Source organism: Embleya sp. NPDC008237, from assembly GCF_042956465.1.
In the GTDB taxonomy this organism is placed as follows: Bacteria; Actinomycetota; Actinomycetes; order Streptomycetales; family Streptomycetaceae; genus Embleya.
In genome coordinates this window covers 626,838-646,727 of sequence record NZ_JBIBGL010000001.1, presented here as the reverse complement: position 1 = coordinate 646,727, position 19,890 = coordinate 626,838, and the positions used below count along the sequence as shown (strand labels likewise).

At 71.5% G+C, this 19,890-nt stretch carries 17 protein-coding genes; 9 read left to right on the top strand and 8 right to left on the bottom strand.

The annotated features are described in order from the left end of the window. Positions 1–238: 238 nt before the first annotated feature. The gene (locus ACFZBU_RS02645; RefSeq protein ID WP_391581617.1) at positions 239–958 is read right to left on the bottom strand and encodes a hypothetical protein; all 720 of its coding nucleotides are present in this window, start codon (positions 956–958) and stop codon (positions 239–241) included. Between the two features lie 61 nt (positions 959–1,019). Here ACFZBU_RS02645 and ACFZBU_RS02640 point away from each other — a divergent pair, with 61 nt between their 5' ends. Further along, positions 1,020–1,607: a histidine phosphatase family protein gene (locus tag ACFZBU_RS02640; RefSeq protein WP_391581616.1), complete on the top strand. Its 588-nt coding sequence runs from the start codon at positions 1,020–1,022 to the stop codon at positions 1,605–1,607. A 7-nt stretch (positions 1,608–1,614) separates the two neighbouring features. Here ACFZBU_RS02640 and miaB read toward each other — a convergent pair whose 3' ends face one another. Then, a complete protein-coding gene (gene miaB, locus ACFZBU_RS02635) occupies positions 1,615–3,093 on the bottom strand; it encodes a tRNA (N6-isopentenyl adenosine(37)-C2)-methylthiotransferase MiaB (RefSeq protein ID WP_391581615.1) in 1,479 nt (492 codons plus the stop codon). 68 nt (positions 3,094–3,161) lie between these two features. Here miaB and ACFZBU_RS02630 point away from each other — a divergent pair, with 68 nt between their 5' ends. Beyond that, positions 3,162–4,163 (top strand): TAXI family TRAP transporter solute-binding subunit, encoded by a 1,002-nt coding sequence (locus tag ACFZBU_RS02630; protein ID WP_391581614.1) that lies wholly within the window; start codon positions 3,162–3,164, stop codon positions 4,161–4,163. Between the two features lie 211 nt (positions 4,164–4,374). After that, positions 4,375–6,282 (top strand): bifunctional serine/threonine-protein kinase/glutamate ABC transporter substrate-binding protein, encoded by a 1,908-nt coding sequence (locus ACFZBU_RS02625; RefSeq protein ID WP_391581613.1) that lies wholly within the window; start codon positions 4,375–4,377, stop codon positions 6,280–6,282. 46 nt (positions 6,283–6,328) lie between these two features. Here the strand turns inward: ACFZBU_RS02625 and ACFZBU_RS02620 are convergent, their stop codons facing one another. Further along, complete coding sequence (locus tag ACFZBU_RS02620; RefSeq protein WP_391581612.1) at positions 6,329–7,744, bottom strand: ATP-binding protein; 1,416 nt, start codon at positions 7,742–7,744, stop codon at positions 6,329–6,331. 36 nt (positions 7,745–7,780) lie between these two features. Then, on the bottom strand, positions 7,781–8,458 hold the full coding sequence (locus ACFZBU_RS02615) for a response regulator transcription factor (RefSeq protein WP_391581611.1): 678 nt from the start codon (positions 8,456–8,458) through the stop codon (positions 7,781–7,783). Between the two features lie 226 nt (positions 8,459–8,684). On the opposite strand from ACFZBU_RS02615, the gene ACFZBU_RS02610 reads away from it, so the two are divergent. The 5 genes from ACFZBU_RS02610 (at position 8,685) to ACFZBU_RS02590 (ending at position 14,228) form a co-directional block, all read left to right on the top strand. Next, positions 8,685–9,461 (top strand): amino acid ABC transporter ATP-binding protein, encoded by a 777-nt coding sequence (locus ACFZBU_RS02610; RefSeq protein WP_391581789.1) that lies wholly within the window; start codon positions 8,685–8,687, stop codon positions 9,459–9,461. Between the two features lie 269 nt (positions 9,462–9,730). After that, on the top strand, positions 9,731–10,681 hold the full coding sequence (locus ACFZBU_RS02605; RefSeq protein ID WP_391581610.1) for a glutamate ABC transporter substrate-binding protein: 951 nt from the start codon (positions 9,731–9,733) through the stop codon (positions 10,679–10,681). Between the two features lie 161 nt (positions 10,682–10,842). Continuing rightward, on the top strand, positions 10,843–11,490 hold the full coding sequence (locus ACFZBU_RS02600) for an amino acid ABC transporter permease (RefSeq protein WP_391581609.1): 648 nt from the start codon (positions 10,843–10,845) through the stop codon (positions 11,488–11,490). Further along, positions 11,487–12,368: an amino acid ABC transporter permease gene (locus ACFZBU_RS02595; protein ID WP_391581608.1), complete on the top strand. Its 882-nt coding sequence runs from the start codon at positions 11,487–11,489 to the stop codon at positions 12,366–12,368. The genes ACFZBU_RS02600 and ACFZBU_RS02595 overlap by 4 nt, the downstream gene beginning before the upstream one ends. A 150-nt stretch (positions 12,369–12,518) precedes the next feature. Then, a complete protein-coding gene (locus ACFZBU_RS02590) occupies positions 12,519–14,228 on the top strand; it encodes an FAD-dependent monooxygenase (protein WP_391581607.1) in 1,710 nt (569 codons plus the stop codon). Positions 14,229–14,310: 82 nt separating this feature from the next. On the opposite strand, the gene ACFZBU_RS02585 is transcribed toward ACFZBU_RS02590, so the two are convergent. Continuing rightward, positions 14,311–15,528 (bottom strand): hypothetical protein, encoded by a 1,218-nt coding sequence (locus ACFZBU_RS02585; RefSeq protein ID WP_391581605.1) that lies wholly within the window; start codon positions 15,526–15,528, stop codon positions 14,311–14,313. Positions 15,529–15,696: 168 nt separating this feature from the next. On the opposite strand from ACFZBU_RS02585, the gene ACFZBU_RS02580 reads away from it, so the two are divergent. Next, on the top strand, positions 15,697–16,659 hold the full coding sequence (locus tag ACFZBU_RS02580; RefSeq protein ID WP_391581604.1) for an alpha/beta hydrolase: 963 nt from the start codon (positions 15,697–15,699) through the stop codon (positions 16,657–16,659). 264 nt (positions 16,660–16,923) lie between these two features. Here ACFZBU_RS02580 and ACFZBU_RS02575 read toward each other — a convergent pair whose 3' ends face one another. The 3 genes from ACFZBU_RS02575 to ACFZBU_RS02565 form a co-directional block, all read right to left on the bottom strand. After that, positions 16,924–17,301, bottom strand: a complete 378-nt coding sequence (locus ACFZBU_RS02575; RefSeq protein ID WP_391581603.1) for an STAS domain-containing protein — start codon at positions 17,299–17,301, stop codon at positions 16,924–16,926. A 132-nt stretch (positions 17,302–17,433) separates the two neighbouring features. After that, the gene (locus tag ACFZBU_RS02570) at positions 17,434–18,801 is read right to left on the bottom strand and encodes an L-serine ammonia-lyase (protein ID WP_391581602.1); all 1,368 of its coding nucleotides are present in this window, start codon (positions 18,799–18,801) and stop codon (positions 17,434–17,436) included. Between the two features lie 149 nt (positions 18,802–18,950). Next, positions 18,951–19,886, bottom strand: coding sequence for a RecX family transcriptional regulator (locus tag ACFZBU_RS02565; RefSeq protein WP_391581601.1), 936 nt, complete (start codon positions 19,884–19,886; stop codon positions 18,951–18,953). Between the last annotated feature and the right edge of the window lie 4 nt (positions 19,887–19,890).

Below are 19,890 nucleotides of genomic sequence, written 5' to 3'. Positions count from 1 at the left end.
GCCCGCCGCGGCGGCGCGCGGCCCGCCGCCCGCCGCCCGGCGGGGCGCCGCCCCGCCGCGGGGGGGGGGGCGCGGGGGGGCGCCCCCCCCCCGGCCCCCCCCCCCCCCCCCCCCCCGCTTCGTGCGTGTGCGAGGAAACGCTCGTGCCCGGGGCTTTCGTGTTCCGGGCCTTCGGGTTCGGGGCCCACCCGGCCCTGGCTCTCGGGTTCGGGCCCGACCGTCGTGGGCCCGCCGCCGGTCAGGACCAGAGCGCCACGAAGTAGCCGACGCCGTAGGGCGCCTCGGCGTACAGCAGCCGGCCGTGCCGACCCGGGCCCGCCGCGCCGGCCAGCACCTGGAGGGCGGGTCGGCCGGCCACCCACAACTCTTCCGCGAGTGCCGGGTCCAACGCCGAGAGCGCGTCCGCGTCGGCGTCCGCGAGCGCCGCGCCCAGTGCGCGGTCGTACGGTTCGGCGCGTGCGTCGAGGTAGCCGGGGGCCTTCTCGGTCCGGCACGCCGACCCGTCCCCGACCACCAGGAGCGCGACCCGATCGGGGCCCGCGACCAGTTCGGCGCCCCGGGCCGCACAGCGCGCCGGGTCGGCGTCCGCGGCGATCACCGCGCCGGTCACCGGGCTCGGCGCGGTTCCCGCCAAGATCCGGTCGGCGGCCCACGGCGAGCGGCCGAGCAGCCAGGCGCCGACGGTCAGCGCGGGCGACAGCGGCTGCGCGGCACCCGCTCCGAGGGCGACCTCCAGGTCGAGCCCGTACGGCGCGAACGAGCCGGTCCCCCCGGCCTCCAGCATCGCGTCCGCGTCGCCCGCGCCCAGGACGACCAACCGGTCCGGGGCCGCCTCGGCCAGCGCGGCCAGCGCCTGATCGCACGCCGCGCGCAGCGCGTGCAACTCCGCTGCGGCCCCGCGGGCCAGCTCGGGCACGATCATCGGGGGGCACGGGACTACCGCGGCGGCTACGAGCATTCAGGGAGAGTACTAAGTGGCCGCCGCGACGCCTCCCGACGCGCGTGATGGGATGGATCACATGCGAGAACTGATGTTGGTGCGACATGGCGAGACCGAATGGAGCAGGTCCGGGCGGCACACGGGGTTGACCGACATCCCGCTGACGCCCGACGGCGAGGCCCAGGCCAAGGCGGTGGCGGACCTGTTGGCCGGGCGCGGGTTCGGGCTCGCCCTGATCAGCCCGCTGACCAGGGCCCGGCACACCGCGGAGCTGGCCGGGATCACCGGCGGGCGGCTCGAACCGGATCTGGTCGAGTGGGACTACGGCGGCTACGAGGGCATCACCACCGACGAGATCCGCAGGACCGTCCCGGGCTGGTCCCTGTGGCGGGACGGGGTCATTCCCGGTGACGCCGCGCATCCGGGCGAGTCGGTCGCGGACGTGGGTCGCCGGGTGGACCGGGTGCTGGACCGGGTGCGGCCGGTGCTGGAGCGCGGCGAGGACGCGGTGCTCGTCGCACACGGCCACCTGCTCCGGGTGTTGACCGCCCGCTGGCTGGGCCTGCCGCCCGAGGACGGCCGACTGTTCCGGCTGGAGACGGCCCGGCTGTCCACCCTCGGCTACGAGCGCGAACAGCCGGTCCTGCTCGGGTGGAACGTGACCTGAGCGCCGCTCAGTCGCAGCAGGCGACCCCGGTCGGCGCCGCCGGGGTCGCGGGAGCGCCGATCTGCGGCATGCCCAGCAGTACGCCGGGCTTGGCCGCGGGGGCCGCGTTGCGACGCTCCCAGGCGTCGCCCGCGGGGGTGCGCCGGATCGCCAGGGTCGGCTTCTCCGCGAGCAGGTGATGCGGCGCGGCGTAGGTGATCTCGACCGAGACCATGTCGCCGGGCCGCACGCCGTCGGCGGGGCGCTCGAAGTGCACGAGGCGGTTGTCCGGGGCCCGCCCGGACAACCGCGCGGTGTCGTGGTCCTTGCGCCCCTCGCCCTCGGCGACCAGCACCTCCAGGGTGCGGCCGACCTGGGTGCGGTTCTCCGCCCAGGAGATCTCCTCCTGGAGCGCGAGCAGCCGCTGGTAGCGCTCGGTCACGACCTCCTTGGGCACCTGGCCGTCCATCGTGGCCGCCGGCGTGCCCGGGCGCTTGGAGTACTGGAACGTGAAGGCGGCGGCGAACCGGGCCTCGCGCACCGTGTGCAGGGTCTGTTCGAAGTCCTCGTCGGTCTCCCCGGGGAAGCCGACGATGATGTCGGTGGAGATCGCCGCGTCCGGCATGGCCGCCCGGACCCGCTCGATGATCCCGAGGTACTTGTCCTGCCGGTAGGAGCGGCGCATCGCGCGCAACATCGTGTCCGAGCCGGACTGGAGCGGCATGTGCAGCTGGTGCATCACGTTCGGCGTCTCGGCCATCGCCGCGATCACGTCGTCGGTGAAGTCGCGCGGGTGCGGCGAGGTGAAGCGCACCCGCTCCAGGCCCTGGATCCGGCCGCACGAGCGGAGCAGCTTGGAGAACGCTTCGCGATCGCCCATGTCCGAGCCGTACGCGTTCACATTCTGGCCGAGCAGGGTGACCTCGATCACGCCCTCGGCGACCAGCGTCTCGATCTCGGCGAGCACGTCGCCGGGCCGGCGGTCCTTCTCCTTGCCGCGCAGCGCGGGCACGATGCAGAACGTGCAGGTGTTGTTGCAGCCCACCGAGATGGCCACCCACGCCGCGTACGCCGACTCGCGCCGGGTGGGCAGCGTGGAGGGGAAGACGTCGAGCGACTCCAGGATCTCGACCTGGGCCTCCTGCTCGATCCGGGCCCGCTCCAGGAGCACCGGCAGCGAGCCCACGTTGTGCGTGCCGAAGACCACGTCCACCCACGGCGCCTTGCGCACGATGGTGTCCCGGTCCTTTTGCGCGAGGCAGCCGCCGACCGCGATCTGCATGCCGGGGCGTTCGGCCTTCGCGGGCGCGAGGTGGCCCAGGTTCCCGTACAGCTTGTTGTCCGCGTTCTCCCGGACGGCGCACGTGTTGAAGACGACCACGTCGGCCGACTCCCCCTTGGGCGCGCGGACATACCCCGCGTCCTCCAGCAGACCGGACAGCCGCTCGGAGTCGTGGACGTTCATCTGGCACCCGTAGGTGCGGACCTCATAGCTTCGCGCAGTCATAACACCCGACAGGGTACGGGGTTTGCTTCCCCGGGTGTGTGGCCGACCTCCATGGCAATATCGCCGCCGTGCCCTCCTTGTCGTTCCTCCCCGTTTCCCTGCGCGACGCCCTGGCGCGCCGACCCCGCGCGGTCCGGGCCGGGCTGGTCGCGCTCGTGCTGTTGTGCCTGGTCGGCGGCTACCTGGTGTTCTCGCGGGACGACCGGACCACCCCGCGCGGGCCGGTCTCGTTGGCCACCGGGGTGCCGACCGGGGTGTACCACCGCTACGGCGAATTGTTGCGGCCGCGGTTGTCCACGGACCTCGACGTCAAGGTCACGGTGAACTCCAGCGGCGGGTCGGTGGAGAACCTGCGTCGGGTGATCGATGGCGTCGACACCTTCGGCATCGCCACCGCCGACGCGGTGGCCGACGTCGGGCCGGGCGATCGCGACCGGCTGCGGGCGGTGGCCCGGTTGTACGACGACTACGTGCAACTGGTGGTGCCGGTCGGTTCGCCGGTGCAGAAGATCACCGACCTGCGCGGGCGCCGGGTGGTGGTGGGGCTGCCCGGGTCGGGCGTGGAGCTGATCACCCGCCGGCTGCTGAGCGAGGTGGGCATGGGCGACATGGAGCGGGCCATCACCCCGGTCCGGATCGGCATCGGGGAGGCCACCCAGCGGCTGCGCGACGGCACGGTGGACGCGTTCTTCTGGTCCGGCGGGCTGCCCACCGGCGCGGTCTCCGACCTGGCCGAGCACTGGTCGCTGCGCCTGGTCCAACTCGGCGACCTGGCAGGGAAGCTGCGCGATCGCTACGGGCCGGTGTACCGCGAGGCGGTGGTGCCCGCGGACGCCTATCCCGGTGGCACCGAGACGCCCACCATCGCGGTGCCGAACCTGCTCGTCACCCGCGCCTCGCAGGATGCGGAGCTGATCAGGCGGGTGACCGAGACGGTGATGGAGAACCGGGAGGCGATCGGACGCGAGGTGCACGCGGCCCAGTTGGTCGATCCCAGGACGGCGATCTTCACCGATCCGCTGCCGCTGCACACGGGCGCCCAGCGGTGGTACCGATCGGTGAAACCCTGATCGGACAGATCGTGATGCCAAGGGCGTCGCGCGAAGCGGCTCCGATGGCACATGCTGGGTTCGTGTCATCGTGTTCGGGACCGACATCTACGCTCTGAGCTTGTAGGCCAGACCGTGCGCGGTCCCCGAACCGACGCTGTGAGCCGACCGGGGGGAAGGCCGCACACATGGTCAGGGAGGCCCGCTTGCTCGGGAGGAGGGTGCGACCGCGGTGTCCGAGGGGGAGATCGGCCGAATACTGAACAATCGTTACCGCCTCAGCCGCAGTCTCGGCCGGGGCGGCATGGGCGAGGTCTGGCTGGCCGTGGACACCGCCCTCGGCCGCGAGGTCGCGGTCAAGGAGTTGCTGCTGCCGAAGTCCCTGGACGCGGGCTCGCAGCGGTCCTGGCTGGAGCGCAGCAAGCGCGAGGCGATCGCCGCGGCCCGCATCCGCCACGAGAACGTGGTGACGGTGCACGACGTCTTCGAAGAGGACGGTTTGCCGTGGATCGTCATGGAATTGGTGATCTCGCGCTCGCTGGCCGACGTGATCCGCGCGGAGGGTCGACTCGACCATGCCGAGGCGGCCCGGATCGGTCTGGACGTGCTGCGGGCACTGCGCGCCGCGCATGCCAAGGGTGTGCTGCACCGTGACGTGAAACCGGCGAACGTGCTCCTGGGCACCGACGGCCGGGTGGTGCTCACCGACTTCGGCATCGCCACCTTCGCCGATGCGCCGCAGGTGACCCAGTTCGGCGAACTGCTCGGCACCCCGGGCTATCTCGCCCCCGAGCGGGCGGAACAGTTCTCCCGCGGCCGGGCCGGCGTGCTCACCGACAACGGATCGAGCGAGCACACCCTCGCCGACGGGCCGGGCGCGCTGGATCCGGCCTCCGACCTGTGGTCGCTGGGCGCGACGCTGTACGAGATGGTCGAGGGTCTCGCGCCGTTTCGTCGCTCCTCCCCCGTGGAGGTCGTGGACGCGGTGGTGAACGCGCCGCCCGCACCGCCTCGGCACGCGGGGCCGCTGGAGCCGGTGATCATGGGCCTGTTGCGCAAGGATCCGCTTCGCCGGCTGGACGCCAAGGAGACCGACGCGCTGCTCACCCGGGTGGTGCAGGACTCGGTGCCGGTGACCTGGGGCGGCGACCCGCTGCCCCGGCGCGAGCCGGACGAGGACGTCGAGGCCACCTACGCGGGCGAGGGCCCGCCCGACGAACCGCCCACCCGCCCCGCGGGCCGGGCCCGGTGGTGGCGGCGCACCCGGATCGCGCTGCCCGCCGCCCTGGCGTTCCTGTTGGTCGCGGTGGGCGCGTCCTGGCTCACGGTGGAGAACAACCGGGCCGAGGGCGGCACGCACGCCCCCGACCCGCTCGCCAACCTGCGCAAGAACTCGCCGACCTACCGGGAGATGGTGTCCCGGGGCCGGATCATCATCGGGGTCAAACCGGACCAGCCCGGCTGGAGCGTGCGCACCGGCGAGCAGGCGTATCAGGGCTTCGACGACGACGTCGCGCGGATGATCGCGGACGATCTCGGGTTCAAGGACCGGATCACGTTCATGGACGTGGAGACGCAGAACCGCGAGTACCGGATCACCAGCGGTCAGGTGGACCTGGTCGTGGCCAGCTACACCATCAACGCCGCCCGGTCGCAGAAGGTCTCCTTCGCCGGGCCGTACTTCATCGCCGGTCAGGACTTCCTGGTCCGCGCGGACGAGACGGACGTCAACGGCCCCGAGGACCTTGCCGACAGCGCGGTGTGCGTGGTGCGCGAGTCGACGTCGGCGAACCGCATCCGCACCGAGTTCCCGACCATGAAGGTCCAGGAGCGCGGCAAGTACTCGGAGTGCGTGGACGAGTTGTTGGCCAAGAACGTGCGCGGGGTCAGCACCGACGACGCGATTTTGTCCGGCTTCGTCGCCCAGTACCCGGGCACGTTGCGGATCCTGGGCCGGCCGTTCTCGGACGAGCCGTACGGCGTGGGCCTGAGCAAGGGCGACGTCGCCCTCGCGGACGCGGTGTGCGGGGCGCTGAACCGGCACATCGCCAACGGCGACTGGCAGCGCGCCTACGACGTGCGGCTGCGCCCGCTGGGCCTGCCGCAGCCGCGCGCGCCGCAGTGCCGGGTGGCCGAATAGCGCGGGTGTCGGCGACCGCCGTGCCGTTCCCGCGTCGGCGCGCGGCTCAGTCGGCCCTGGGCACGGTCAACGTGACGGTCAGCCCGCCGCCCTCGCGCGCGGCGAAGGCGATCGTGCCACCGCTCGCGGCGAGCAGCGTGCGGGCGATCGACAGGCCCAGGCCCGAGCCGTCCACGTTCTGATGCCGCGGGCTGCGCCAGAACCGGTCGCCCACCCGGCGCATCTCCTCGAAGGTGAGCCCCGGGCCGCGGTCGCTGACCCGGATCTCCACCTGGCTGCCCACCGCCGAGCACCCCACCGTGATCGTGGTGTCCTCGGGGGCGAACTTGAGCGCGTTGTCCAGGATCGCGTCGAGCGCGCTGCCCAGGGTGACCGGGTCCACGTTGCCGGTCAGCGCGAGTGGGCCCTCCTGCTCGAACCGGCGACCGCGGCTGCGGGCCAACGTCTGCCAGGCGTCCACCCGTTCGTGCACCAGGGCCGCCACGTCCACGGCCCGCGCGGACGGGCGGGCGTTCTCCGCCAGCGCCAGCTCCAGGAGTTCGTCCAGCACGTGGGTGAGCCGCCGGCCCTCGTCGCGCACGCCGTCCAGCGTCTCGCCGTGGCCCGGCGGCAGCGACAGGCCCAGTTCCTCGATCCGCAGCAGCAGTGCGGACAGCGGGTTGCGCAGTTGGTGCGAGGCGTCCGCGGCGAACGCCCGCTGCTGGTCCACGACGGTCTCCACGTGATCCGCCATCTCGTTGAACGACCTTGCCAACCGCCGCAGTTCCGGCGGCCCCTGGGCGCCGGCCACGCGTGCGCCGAGCCGGCCGGTGGCGATCTCGTGGGTCACCGAGTCGAGCACTCGGACCGGACGCAGCACCCAGCCGGTGAGCCGGGTCGCCAGCAACAGCGCGGCCAGCACCGCGACCACCTCGCCGGCGACCAGAATCAGCCACACCCGTTGGATCTTCGACCGCATCCGGCCGGTCGGCGAGTCGGTCAGCACGACCGCGACCACATCGCCGCGGTGGATCACCGGGACCGCCACCACGATGCGATCGCGCTGCCAGGGCCAGACCTGCCCGGGGTCGTCGCTGCGCCGCCCGGCGAGCGCCTCGGTGAACGCCGGCGAGCGCGGGTCGACCCGAAATCCCGGATGCGACACGGCGATCGGCTGCCCGCGCCGGTCGAAGGCGCCGACCCGGATGCCGTAGACGTCCTCGTAGCGCTCCAGTTCGGAGCGCAGCATGTCCAGGTCCGCGGCGTCCGGACCGGGTGGTTGCCCGGCGTCGGTCTGCGCGCGCAGCGTGTCCGAGACCACGGTCAACTGGGTGTCCGAAACGAAGCGGGTGAGATCGTCCACGCGGTCCCGGATCAGCTCCTGCTGATGTGCGGACGCGCGGGAGATCGCCAACGGGATGCCGAGCGCGATCAGCACCGCGGTCATCAGGGCGAGGAGCAAGGCGAGCAGGCGGGTACGCACAGGAGCCGGTGACGATCCGTCGGGAAGCCGGTGGGATCAGGCCTCGGGAACGACACGGTAGCCCACGCCGCGCACCGTCTCGACGATCGCCGGATTGCCGAGCTTGGAGCGCAACGAGGCGACGTGCACCTCCAGGGTGCGGTTGTTGCCCGCCCAGCTGGTGTGCCAGACCTCGCTGATGATCTGTTCGCGCCGGAAGACCACGCCCGGGCGCTGCGCCAGCAGGGCGAGCAGGTCGAACTCCTTGCGGGTGAGCACCACGTCGGCGCCGCCGACGGTGACCCGCCGGGTGGCCGGGTCCAACTCGATGCCGCTCGGCCCCTTGGCCGCCGGCACACTCTCCGCGACCGGTGCGTCGCTGCGCGTACGTCTGCTCACCGCGTGTATGCGGGCCAGCAGTTCGCCGATGTCGTAGGGCTTGGTGACGTAGTCGTCGGCACCCAGGTTCAGCCCGTGTATGCGCGAGCGGATGTCCGCGCGCGCGGTGACCATGATCACCGGGACGTCGCACAACCGGCGGATCCGACTGCACACCTCGAAGCCGTCGTGGTCGGGCAGCGACAGGTCGAGGAGTACCACGTCGGGCACGTCGTCGAGCGCGGCGAGGGCTTCCTCGCCGGTCGTGGCGTGCCGCACGGTGAAACCGTGCCGACCCAGAACCGCGCGTAGCGGCGCGGCGACTCGCAGATCATCCTCGACGAGCAGGAGGCGCACGTGGTTCCTCACATCTGACGGTCCGTTACCGACTCTTGACCTCAAGACAAGCTCAAGTGCACTGACTGGGGGGGTGCTGCCTGCCTTAGTGTCACGCACCACCCGGCCTCGCCGGGAGACTCTCGAACCCACCTGCCACCCGGTCGCGCAAAAAGATACGGGACGACTCTGGACGGAGCCCGCCATCGTGACGACGGATGCCTCTGACATCGCACCGAAGCCGCCGGTGCTCACCAAGCGCGACGCCGGCAAGGACGCGCACCCCGGCGAGCCCCTCGTCGTGTTGGAGAACGTCAACAAGCACTTCGGCGCCCTGCACGTGTTGCAGGACATCGACCTGACGATCCACAAGGGCGAGGTCGTCGTCGTCATCGGTCCCTCCGGATCGGGAAAGTCGACGCTGTGCCGCACGATCAACCGGCTGGAGGCGATCGACGGCGGCCGGATCACCATCGACGGGAACCTGCTCCCCCAGGAGGGCCGCGAGCTCGCCCGCCTGCGCTCGGACGTCGGCATGGTGTTCCAGTCGTTCAACCTGTTCGCGCACAAGACCGTGCTCCAGAACGTGACACTGGGCCCGCTCAAGGTCCGCCGCGAGAAGGCCGAAGTGGTCACCCGCAGGGCGCACGAACTGCTGGATCGGGTCGGCGTGGGCAGCCAGGCGGACAAGTACCCGGCCCAACTCTCCGGTGGTCAGCAGCAGCGCGTGGCGATCGCCCGGGCGCTGGCCATGGAGCCCAAGGTGATGCTCTTCGACGAGCCCACCTCGGCGCTCGACCCGGAGATGATCAACGAGGTCCTGGAGGTCATGCGCGACCTGGCCCGCGACGGCATGACGATGGTCGTGGTGACCCACGAGATGGGCTTCGCGCGCTCCGCCGCGAACCGGGTGATCTTCATGGCCGACGGCCGCATCGTCGAGGAGAACACGCCCGACGAATTCTTCAGCAACCCGCGCAGCGACCGTGCTCGGGACTTCCTCTCCAAGATCCTGCATCACTGAGCCGGTTCGGGCGCCCCTAGGGCCTGTCTTCGATCCCCCGCCGAGCACCACGCGGCCCGGCACCGCACCTCGCCGCCCCGGCGAACCACCCGAATAGAAGCACTATGCAGGCGCTTCGCCGGCACGCCGATGCACGGCACCGGACGCCGCGGAGCCCGACGGGGGATCGAAGACAGGCCCTAGTGCGCCCGATCGCGCAACTCACGCTTCGCACCACGCGGTTCGTCTGTAGTCAGGCCGCTCTCCTCTTTCACTCAAGGACGTTGATCATGAAGATGCGCTCATCCGTGGCCGTCGCCGGCATCGCCGTGCTCGCCCTGTTCGGTACCGCGTGCGGCAAGGACGGTTCGCCGGAGGCCAAGACGCCGGGCGGCACCACCGGTGGTTCGCAGGGTGCGCCCGGCGCGCCCGGTGCCGCCAAGCCCGAGCTGCCGAGCTACACGCCCAAGGCGGACGCGGCACTCACCGGTTCGAAGACCTTCGACAACGCCAAGAAGCGCGGCAAGCTGATCGTCGGCGCCAAGGAGGACCAGCCCTTCCTCGGCTCCAAGGACCCGGCCACCGGCAAGTACTCCGGCTTCGACATCGAGATCGCCAAGATGATCGCGGCCGACCTCGGCTTCGGCCCGGACAAGATCGAGTTCAAGGCGATCGCGTCGACCAACCGGGAGAACGCGCTGGTCAACGGTGACATCGACTACTACGTCGGCACCTACAGCATCACCGACAAGCGCAAGGAGCAGGTGTCCTTCGCCGGTCCGTACTACATCGCCGGCCAGTCCCTGCTGGTGCGCAAGAACGAGAGCGCGATCACCGGCAAGGACACCATCAAGGGCAAGACGGTGTGCTCCGCCAAGGGCTCCACCCCGCTGCAGAACCTGCAGACCAAGTTCCCCGACACCACCACCCGGGTGTTCGACACCTACTCGCTGTGTGTGGAGAACCTGCTCTCCAACCAGGTCGACGCGGTCTCCACCGACGACGCGATCCTCAAGGGCTACGCGGCCAAGGACCCGGGCGCGCTCAAGGTGGTCGGCGACCCGTTCACCGAGGAGAAGTACGGCGTCGGCCTGAACAAGGACGATGCGGTGTTCCGCAACGCGGTCAGCGACGCCCTGGAGGCGCACGAGAAGAACGGCGACTGGAAGAAGGCGTACGACGCCACGCTCGGCCTGTCCGGCTCGGCCGCCCCGGCCATCCCGGCGCTCGTCCGCTACTGACCCGCCTCGTCGCACCCGTCGCACGTCGCGCGCCGGCCGGTCCCGGCTCCCCCGGGACCGGCCGGCGCTCGGCCCCTCCCGTCCCCGCCGCACGTGAGCAGGGGAACGGACTCTCGACCCACCCCTGAACCCACGATCACGGAGAGGAGGGCTCGATCACGATGCTCGAAGTGATCCAGGACAACTGGGATCTCTTGCAGGACGGCTTCGTCGGGACGCTCAAGCTGACCGTCGTCTGTGGGATCGCGTCGCTTCTGCTCGGCACGCTGATAGCCGCGTGTCGGGTCTCGCCGGTGCCGCCCCTGCGCTGGTTCGGCACCGCATACGTCAATCTCTTCCGCAACACCCCCCTGACGCTGATCTTCTTCGCCGTCGCGCTCGGTTTCCCCAAGCTGCGGTTCAACTTCTCCTTCTTCCAGTTCGCGGTCATCGCGCTGAGCACGTACACCGCCGCCTTCATCTGCGAGGCGATCCGCTCGGGCATCAACACCGTCCCGATCGGCCAGGCCGAGGCCGCCCGCAGCCTGGGCATGTCCTTCACCCAGACGCTGGGCCAGATCGTGCTGCCGCAGGCCGGTCGGGCGGCGGTCCCGCCGATCGGCAGCCTGCTGATCGCGATGGTCCGCAACTCGGCCATCGCCAGCGCCTTCAACACCACCGAGCTCATGGGCACCAGCGCGACGATGATCGAGAACGGCTACAAGTCGTTGTGGGTCCTGGTGTGGATCGCGATCGGCTACCTGATCATCACCCTGACCATGAGCGCGCTCCTCGCCGCGCTGGAGAAGAAGCTGGCGGTGGTCCGATGAGCCGCGAAGCGAGCGTGCTGTTCGACGTCCCGGGCCCGAAGGCACGTCGGCGCAACCTGATCATCGGCGTGCTCGGCACCCTGGCTCTGGCCGCCTTCTTCGTCTTCGTGATCATGCGGTTCGAGGACACCGGTCAGTTCGAGTCGACCAAGTGGGACCCGTTCCAGTACACGGGCGTCCAGCAGTTCATCCTCGACGGCCTCAAGGCCACCTTGAAGGCGTTCGCGCTGGCCGCGGTGTTCTCGATCGTGCTCGGCGCCTTCCTGGCCGCCGGCCGGCTCTCCGATCACAAGATCGTGCGCTGGGCCTCGACCACGTTCGTGACCTTCTTCCGCGCGATGCCGCTGCTGGTGCTGATCTTCATGCTCTACCTCGTCCCGGGCAGCCAGGGCTGGTGGAAGTGGGATCCGATGTGGCCGCTGGTGGTCGGCCTGACCATCTACAACGGCACCGTGCAGGCGGAGAACATCCGCGCGGGCATCCTCGCCGTCCCCAAGGGGCAGAGCGAGGCGGCCTACGCGCTGGGCATGCGCAAGACCCAGGTGATGACGATGATCCTGGTCCCGCAGGGCATCCGCACCATGCTCCCGACGATCATCAGCCAGATCGTGGTGACCCTCAAGGACACCTCGCTCGGCTTCCTGATCACCTACCCGGAGCTGCTCGCGGCGGCCAAGCTGATCGGTGGTTACCAGGACTACCACATGCCGTTCATCCCGGTGACGATCATCGTCGGCTCGATCTACGTCGCGATGTGCATGATCCTGTCGGCCTTCGCCACGTGGCTGGAGCGCAGGCTGCGCACCTCGCGCAAGGGCAAGCCGCCGGCCGTCGAGCCGCAACCGGCCGTCCTGGCCCTGGACGGCGCCGGGGTCTGACTCGCCCGTCCCACCGCCCCACCCGCAGCACCGACGACCGACGCCCCGCGGTGAACGCCACCCGCGGGGCGTCGCTTTGTCGTGACGGGGTCCCGGTGCCGGATGATGGGCGACGAGTACGACACGTCTTGCAACACTTGGGGGGCCACGATGGCGGGCAATGCTCCGCGCGCGGACTCGGTGATCATCGCGGGCGCCGGGCCCGCCGGTTTGGCCGCCGCCCTGGCCCTGGCCGGGCGCGGGGTACGTTCGGTGGTGGTGGACTCGGGCAACGGCACGCCGCGGGCCGGCTCGCGCGCGTGTGCGTTGGACGGCGCGACGCTGGCCTTCGTCTACGACCTGACCGGCACCCGCCTCGACGGCGCCGCCGAGCCGTGGGGCGTGCAGCGGATCCGCCGGCGCACCCGCGACGTACCGCAGCCGGTCGACGAGCCCGAGGCACCGGTCCGCTACGGACTCTCCCAGCAGCGCCTGGAACGCGCCCTGTTGGACGCCGTGCACGCCAGTCCGCTGGTGACCACCGCGTGGCGGCACCGGATCGAGGGAGTCGAACAGGACGAGACCTCGGTCACCCTGCTCGCCCGCGGCCCGGGCGGCCCGGTCAAGTGGCGCGCGCAGTGGCTGCTCGGCTGCGACGGGTCCCGCTCGGTGGTCCGGCGCGCGGTGAACGTGCGCTTTCCCGGCCGCCCGCGGGTGGACCGACTGTTGTGCGCGGACGTCAAGGTACGGCTGCCGCGCCGGATCACCGCGACGTCGCTGGTGCCCCCGGATCCCTCGCTGGCCGACGAGCCCCCGACCCCCGACACCGGCGGGCCGGCCACCCCGTGGCTGTTCGTGGACCCGCCGTTCCACAAGGGCGGCACCGTGCTCGCCCAGCCGCTGCCCGACGACGTGTGGCGACTGACCTGGCAGCTCCCGATGGCGCACGGAGTGGCCAAGGCCGCCGAGGAGACCCGGGTGATCCCGGTGACCGGCGACCTGGCCGATCCCAAGCGGGTCTCCGCCAAGGTGCGGTCGGTGCTGCGCACCCTGGACGCGCTCTCCCCCGACTCGGACTCGGCCGAGGATCCCGCGCACGACCTGTTGTGGAGCGGCGAGTACGAGGTGCACCAGCGACTGGCCCGCCGCTTCCGGGTCGGCCGGGTGCTGCTCGCCGGGGACGCCGCGCACCTGGTCCACCCGTCCGCCGCGGACGCGGTCGAACTCGGTCTCCAGGATGTCCGAAACCTGGCCTGGAAGCTGGCCTTCACGCTGCGCGGCTACGCCCCGATCCGGCTCCTGGAGACCTACCACGGCGAGCGCCGGGGGGCGGCCCGGCGCCGGTTGGCGCTGGGCGAGGACGCGCTGCACTTCCTGGCTCCGGCGAGCCCGGCACAGAAGGTGGGCCGCCGGCTGACCCTGATGGGCGCACGCGGCAAGGGCACCACGCTGCGCCGGCTGGACCCGCGCGGTCCGGCCGCGAGCACGTCCGGCCCCGACTACAACGGCTCGCCGCTGCTCACCCCCGGCCCCGGGGTCGGCGAGTGGATCCGGGACGTACCCGTGGTCCGCGCGGACGGCGCCGACGGGTGGCTGACCGAATGCCTGGACCGCGGGTTGGTCGTGCTGTTGATCGCCCCCGGCATACAGGTGTGGCACGGCGACCGCTGGCGCGAGGCGGGCCTGATGCCCCGGCTGCGGGCCCGGCTGGACAAGCTCGCCGCGCCGGCCGAGTTGGTGGTCACCCCCGAGTACCCCGGCGCCGGCGCGCACACGATCCTGCTGATCCGCCCGGACGGCTACATAGCGGCACACCTGCCCCCCGAGCACCTGGACATCCTCGAGGAGGCCATCGACCGCGCCCGCGGGGCGGGGCACTGACGAGGCGCCCGGAACCGCCTCGTCCTCGACCGCTCGGGTGGGCCGATTCTCGGCCCACCCGAGCGGTCGAGGACGGCGGACGTCAGATCCCGTAGTGCCAGGTGGTGAGCATGTACGCGCCGTACCACATGCCGAACAGGCACATCCCGCTCAGCACGAGCACCGCCGTACGCGTGCGCGCCCGCGCCAGCACCGTCGCCAGGGGGACGAAGAACAGCAGCGTGGGGATCATCAGCCGCAGCTTCGAGTGGTAGTAGTTGCTCTGGCACAGCGTCATCACCAGGATCGACAGGCCGTACACCGCCAGCGGCGGCCAGATCCGTCGGTTCAGCGCGACCAGCGAACCGATCACGGCCGCGATGATCAACACCGCCGTGCTGACCGCTATCCACTGGTCGCCGTTGCGCAGCGTGTCGGTCAGGAAGTGCCGGACCGCCTCGCCGTTGTCCCACCTGGTGCCCCAGCCGGCGTCCTGGATGGTGAACCAGGCATCGATCTCGCCGAGCCGGGTGCCCACCCACAGCAGGTAGAGCGGCATGCCCAGGCACGCGATCACACACGCCGCGATCGGGCGGTACACGAGCCGCCGGTGCTGCCACATCTCCAACAGCGCGGCCACCCCCAACGCGGCGATCGCCGCGATGCCCGCCGGCCGGGTGATGCTGGTCAGGCAGGCGAGCAGGCCCGCGGTCAGCCAGGCCCGTCGGTGCGCCGCCAGCAGCGTGCCCACCGCGAGCGCCAGGAACAGCGTCTCGCTGTAGGCCATCGAGAAGACCACGCCCATCGGCTGCGCGCCGCCCACGAGCACGGTCATCACGAGCGCCGCGCGCCGGTCGTACAGGCGCTTCATGAACACGTACAGCACACACAGTGCGGCGGCGGTGGCCAGGTGTCCGGCGATCAGGCCGGCCGTCTCGAAGTCGGTGCCGGTGAGGTAGTGCACGATCCGGACCAGGCCCGGATACAGCGGGAAGAACGCGAGCGTATTGCCGGTGAGGTCGCCCTCGGGGGTGTACGTGAAGCTGTCCGGGTAGCCGTGCGCGGCGACGTCCACGTACCAGTGCGCGTCCCACTGCAGCAGCCGGTCACGCAGACTCGGGCCGCCCGGCGGAATCATCCACGAGAGCACCAGCAGTTGGAGCACCGCGGTACCGGCGTACACCGCCAGCGGCGGCCACAACAACCGGAAGCCGCGCTCCGCGAACGACAGGGCCCCCGACGAGTGCTCGTCGGGGGCACCTCGGCCCGGGGTGGACGTCGGCGCGCCCGGTATCCGGGGCTCGTCGATGACGGTCAACACGTACTCCTCAGTGGGTTCCGTTTATTCAACGCCGGGGGCAACTGGCACGGTTGACGCCCTTCGCGCGCTTTCTGTGTGGTCTATGTCACGCACTCGGAGTCTGACGCTCTGTCAACTCCGGGCGCGAAGTTCTACTGTGCTGCTTCGTAATCCGTTCGGAGGAGTCGCATGCCCGTCGCACCGCAGATCCAGCCGATCCTCGACGCTGTCGCCGCCGCGCCGCCCCTGTTGGCCGACCTGCCCTTGGCGGAGCGCCGTGCCGCGTCGAACAAAGCCCTGGAGTCGTCCATCCTCGCGTTCGCCGAGCCCGCGCCGGAAGATGTGACGACGCGGGATGTGAACATCACGGTGAAGGAGCCCGAGCCGGGCAAGATCACCGCCCGCGTGTACACGCCGGCCGGACCCGCTCCCAAGGGCGGTCGCCCAGGCTACGTGTACCTGCACGACGGCGCGTGGTGGCTCGGCGCGGTGGACCGGTTCGACGGTCACTGCGCGCACATGGCCGCCGAGAGCGGCGCCGTGGTGATCTCGGTCGAGTATCGCCTGGCGCCCGAGCTGAAGTTCCCGTGGCCCCTGGAGGACGCGTACGCCGCGTGGATCTGGGTGCAGGAGCGCGCCTTCCAGCTGGGCATCAACGCGGACAAGGTGGCCATCGGCGGCACGGGCGCGGGCGGCAACCTGGCCGCGGCCTGCTCGATCATGCTGCGCGACCGCCGCCAGCCGACCCCGCTGGCCCAGGTGCTGGACGCTCCGATCCTGGACCTGACCCTCTCCCGGCCGTCCGTGTCGGAGAACGGCGAGGGCTACCTGCTCACTCGCGAGGCGCTGGAGGAGGCCGTCCAGCTGTACCTGACCAGCCCGCGCAGCGAGCGCACCGATCCGCTCGCGTCGCCGCTGCACGCCGAGGACCTCGCCGGCCTGCCCGCCGCGCTGGTGCTCACCGGCGAGTACGACCCGCTGCGCGACGAGGGCGAGGCGTACGCGAAGCAGTTGGAGGCGGCCGGCGTCCCGGTCGAGGCCAAGCGCTGGGACGGCTTCGTACACGGCGCGGGCGAACTCACCGCGCTGCTGCCCGAGGCCCGCGAGTATCGCTCGACCATGGCGCGGTTCCTCAAGCGCACGCTGGTCTGACCGGGGCGCGGGGCCGCCTCACTCCGCCCCGCGTCACCTCGCCCGCATCGCCGCCGGACATGCGGCGGCCGTCCCGTCGGGCTTGCGCTCGGCGGGACGGCCACAGGTCCACGGCCTTCGGGCGACAGCAGAAACATCCGGCGCGCGAACATTCCAAGTGTGGCGTGCATGATCGAATCCGGCCACCCCTGCGCCGGATTTTGATCATGATTCTTGGTGTTTTTGATCAGGCACAGTGCGCCTGGTCCTGTCCGCCGGACCTGCCTAGTCGAGCCCGGCCGGGCTGTCCTGCGCGGCCAGCGCCTCCTGCACGGTGTCGTGCACGGCCACCATCAGGGTGAAGCCGGTCAGCCGCAGCACCCGCGCGACCGCCCGGGTCGGCGCGATCAGCTGCAGGGAACCGCCGGCCTCGCGGGCCCGCCGCTCGGCCCGGACCAGGATCCGCAGGCCGAAGGAGTCGATGAAGCCGACCGAGGACAGATCCAGCAACAGCCGGTTCAGGCCGGCCGAGACCTGTCGGCTCAGCGCATCGTCCAGAATCGGGCCGCTGTCCATGTCGATCTCGCCGTGCACGGTCACCAACGTATGACCGGCTCCGACCGCCGACACCTGCACCAGGAGGGGACCGCTCTCGTCGTTCACGGGCGCATGCCTACCCTTCGATTCCGGGAGCACACCTCACGTGTCCCGCCGGGAACATCAACGCGCCGCCGGCACGTGCGTCACCGATGTCGGAGAGTGCGCACCACCGCCGCGCATCCCGGCGGGCGACGCTCAGCACTCGATGATGTTGACCGCGAGGCCGCCGCGGGCGGTCTCCTTGTACTTGGTCTTCATGTCCGCGCCGGTCTCCTTCATGGTCTTGATGACCTTGTCCAGCGAGACGTGGTGCCGGCCGTCGCCGCGCAGGGCCATCCGGGCGGCGGTGACCGCCTTGACGCCGGCCATGCCGTTGCGCTCGATGCACGGGATCTGCACCAGGCCGCCGACCGGGTCGCAGGTGAGCCCGAGGTTGTGCTCCATGCCGATCTCGGCGGCGTTCTCCACCTGTTCCGGGGTGCCGCCCAGCACCTCCGCCAGGCCGCCGGCGGCCATCGCGCAGGCCGAACCCACCTCGCCCTGGCAGCCGACCTCGGCACCGGAGATCGACGCGTTCTCCTTGAACAACATGCCGATCGCGCCCGCGGCGAGCAGGAAGCGCACGATGCCGTCCTCGTCCGCCCCCGGGACGGTGGCCACGTAGTGGTGCAGGACGGCCGGGATGATCCCGGCGGCGCCGTTGGTGGGCGCGGTGACCACCCGACCGCCGGCGGCGTTCTCCTCGTTGACCGCCATCGCCCACAGGGTGACCCACTCCATCGCGTGCGTGGGTCGGTCTCCCTCGGCGCGCAGCGTACGGGCGGTCCGTGAGGCGCGGCGGCGCACCTTGAGCCCACCGGGCAGGATGCCCTCGGTGGCCAGGCCGCGCTGCACGCACGCGCGCATCACCTGCCAGATCTCCAGCAGTTCGGCGCGGATCTCCGGCTCGGTGCGCCACGCCTTCTCGTTCTCCAGCATCAGCGCGGACACCGACAGGCCGGTCTCCCGGGTCAGCCGCAACAACTCGTCGCCGGTGCGGAACGGGTGGCGCAGCACGGTGTCGTCGGGCTTGACCCGATCCGCCCCCACCGCGTCCTCGTCCACCACGAAGCCGCCGCCGACCGAGTAGTAGGTCTTGGTGAGCAGCTCGGTGCCGTCCTCGTCGCGCGCCCACGCGGTCATCCCGTTGGCGTGGTACGGCAGCGACTTGCGACGGTGCAGCACCAGGTCCCGGTCGCCGTCGAAGGCGATGTCCTGCACGCCGAGCAGTCGCAACATCCCCGACTCGCGGATGCGCGCCAGTTCCGGCTCGACCTCCTCCGGGTCGACGGTGCGTGGCGAGTAGCCCTCCAGGCCGAGCAGCACCGCGCGCGGTGTGCCGTGTCCGTGGCCGGTCGCGCCCAGGGAGCCGTAGAGCTCGACCCGGACGGAGGCGACCCGGTCCAGGACGCCCTCGCTCTTGAGGCGCTGCGCGAACATCCGCGCGGCGCGCATGGGACCCACCGTGTGGGAGCTCGACGGGCCGATCCCGATCGAGAACATGTCGAACACACTGATCGCCAAGGCGGATGGCCCTTCAAGCGGACGGCTGGGACGTGGACGCGCCGAGGGACGCGCTTGTGGCGGCCCGACGGCTCGGACAACCCTCCCAGGCTAGGCCCTGTCCGGCGGATCCTGGTGACGGTCACCCCGGACCGGTCCCGAGGACCGGCTCAGACCGGCCCGTCCCAGGCTCGCCACGGGGTCTCGTCCGCGTCGCCGGCCTCGTCGGCCGCAGCCTCGTCGTCCAGTGCGTCCCGGACCACGCGAACGGCCAGTCCCTCGCCGTATCCCTTGCGCGCGAGCATGCCCGCCAACCTGCGGATGCGCTTGTCCCGGTCCAGGCCGCGCGTGCCCGGCAATCGGCGGGCCACCAGGGCCCGAGCCGTCTCCAGCTCCTGTTCGGGGTCGAGTCGGGCGACCGCCTCGTCCACCACGACCGCGTCCACACCGCGTTGGCGCAGCTCCCGGGCCAGCGCGCGCCGGGCCAGCCCCTTGCCGGTGTGTCTGGTGTCGACCCACGCGCCCGCGAAGGCGGTGTCGTCGATGAGTCCCACGTCGGTGAATCGGCCCAGCACGTATTCCGCCACCTCGTCGGGCACCTCCCGGCGACGCAGCGCGTCCGCCAGTTGGGCCCGGGTGCGCGCGCGCCCGGTCAACAGGCGCAGGCAGATCGCGCGCGCGGTGGCCTCCGGATCGGCGAGCGGTTCGGGAGCCGTGTCGGCGCCCTCGATGCCCTCGTCGTCCGTGTCCCGGCGGGCCCGGCCCCGAGTCCCGGCCCGCTCGCGCCGGTCCCGTTTGGCCCGACCACCCTCGGACCGCCGACCGGCGGTCCGCTCACGCGCTTCGTGGACGTCGGCCCCCGAGCCGTCGTCCCTCGCCTCCCGGTCGCCCGCTTCGCGCTCCTGCGCGTCGCGTCGCGTCGGGCCGGATCGGCCTGCGGTGCGGCGCCGGGCACCGCCGCGCTCGGCCCGATCACCCGTCGCGGTTCGTGCCGCGACCGCCTCCAGCGCGGCCCGCAGTTCGGCGGGGTCGACCGGCGGGGAGACGGGTCCGGCCTCGGATCCGTCCCCCCACGTGTTCGACCACTCGCCGGCAGGGCGACCCACGAGC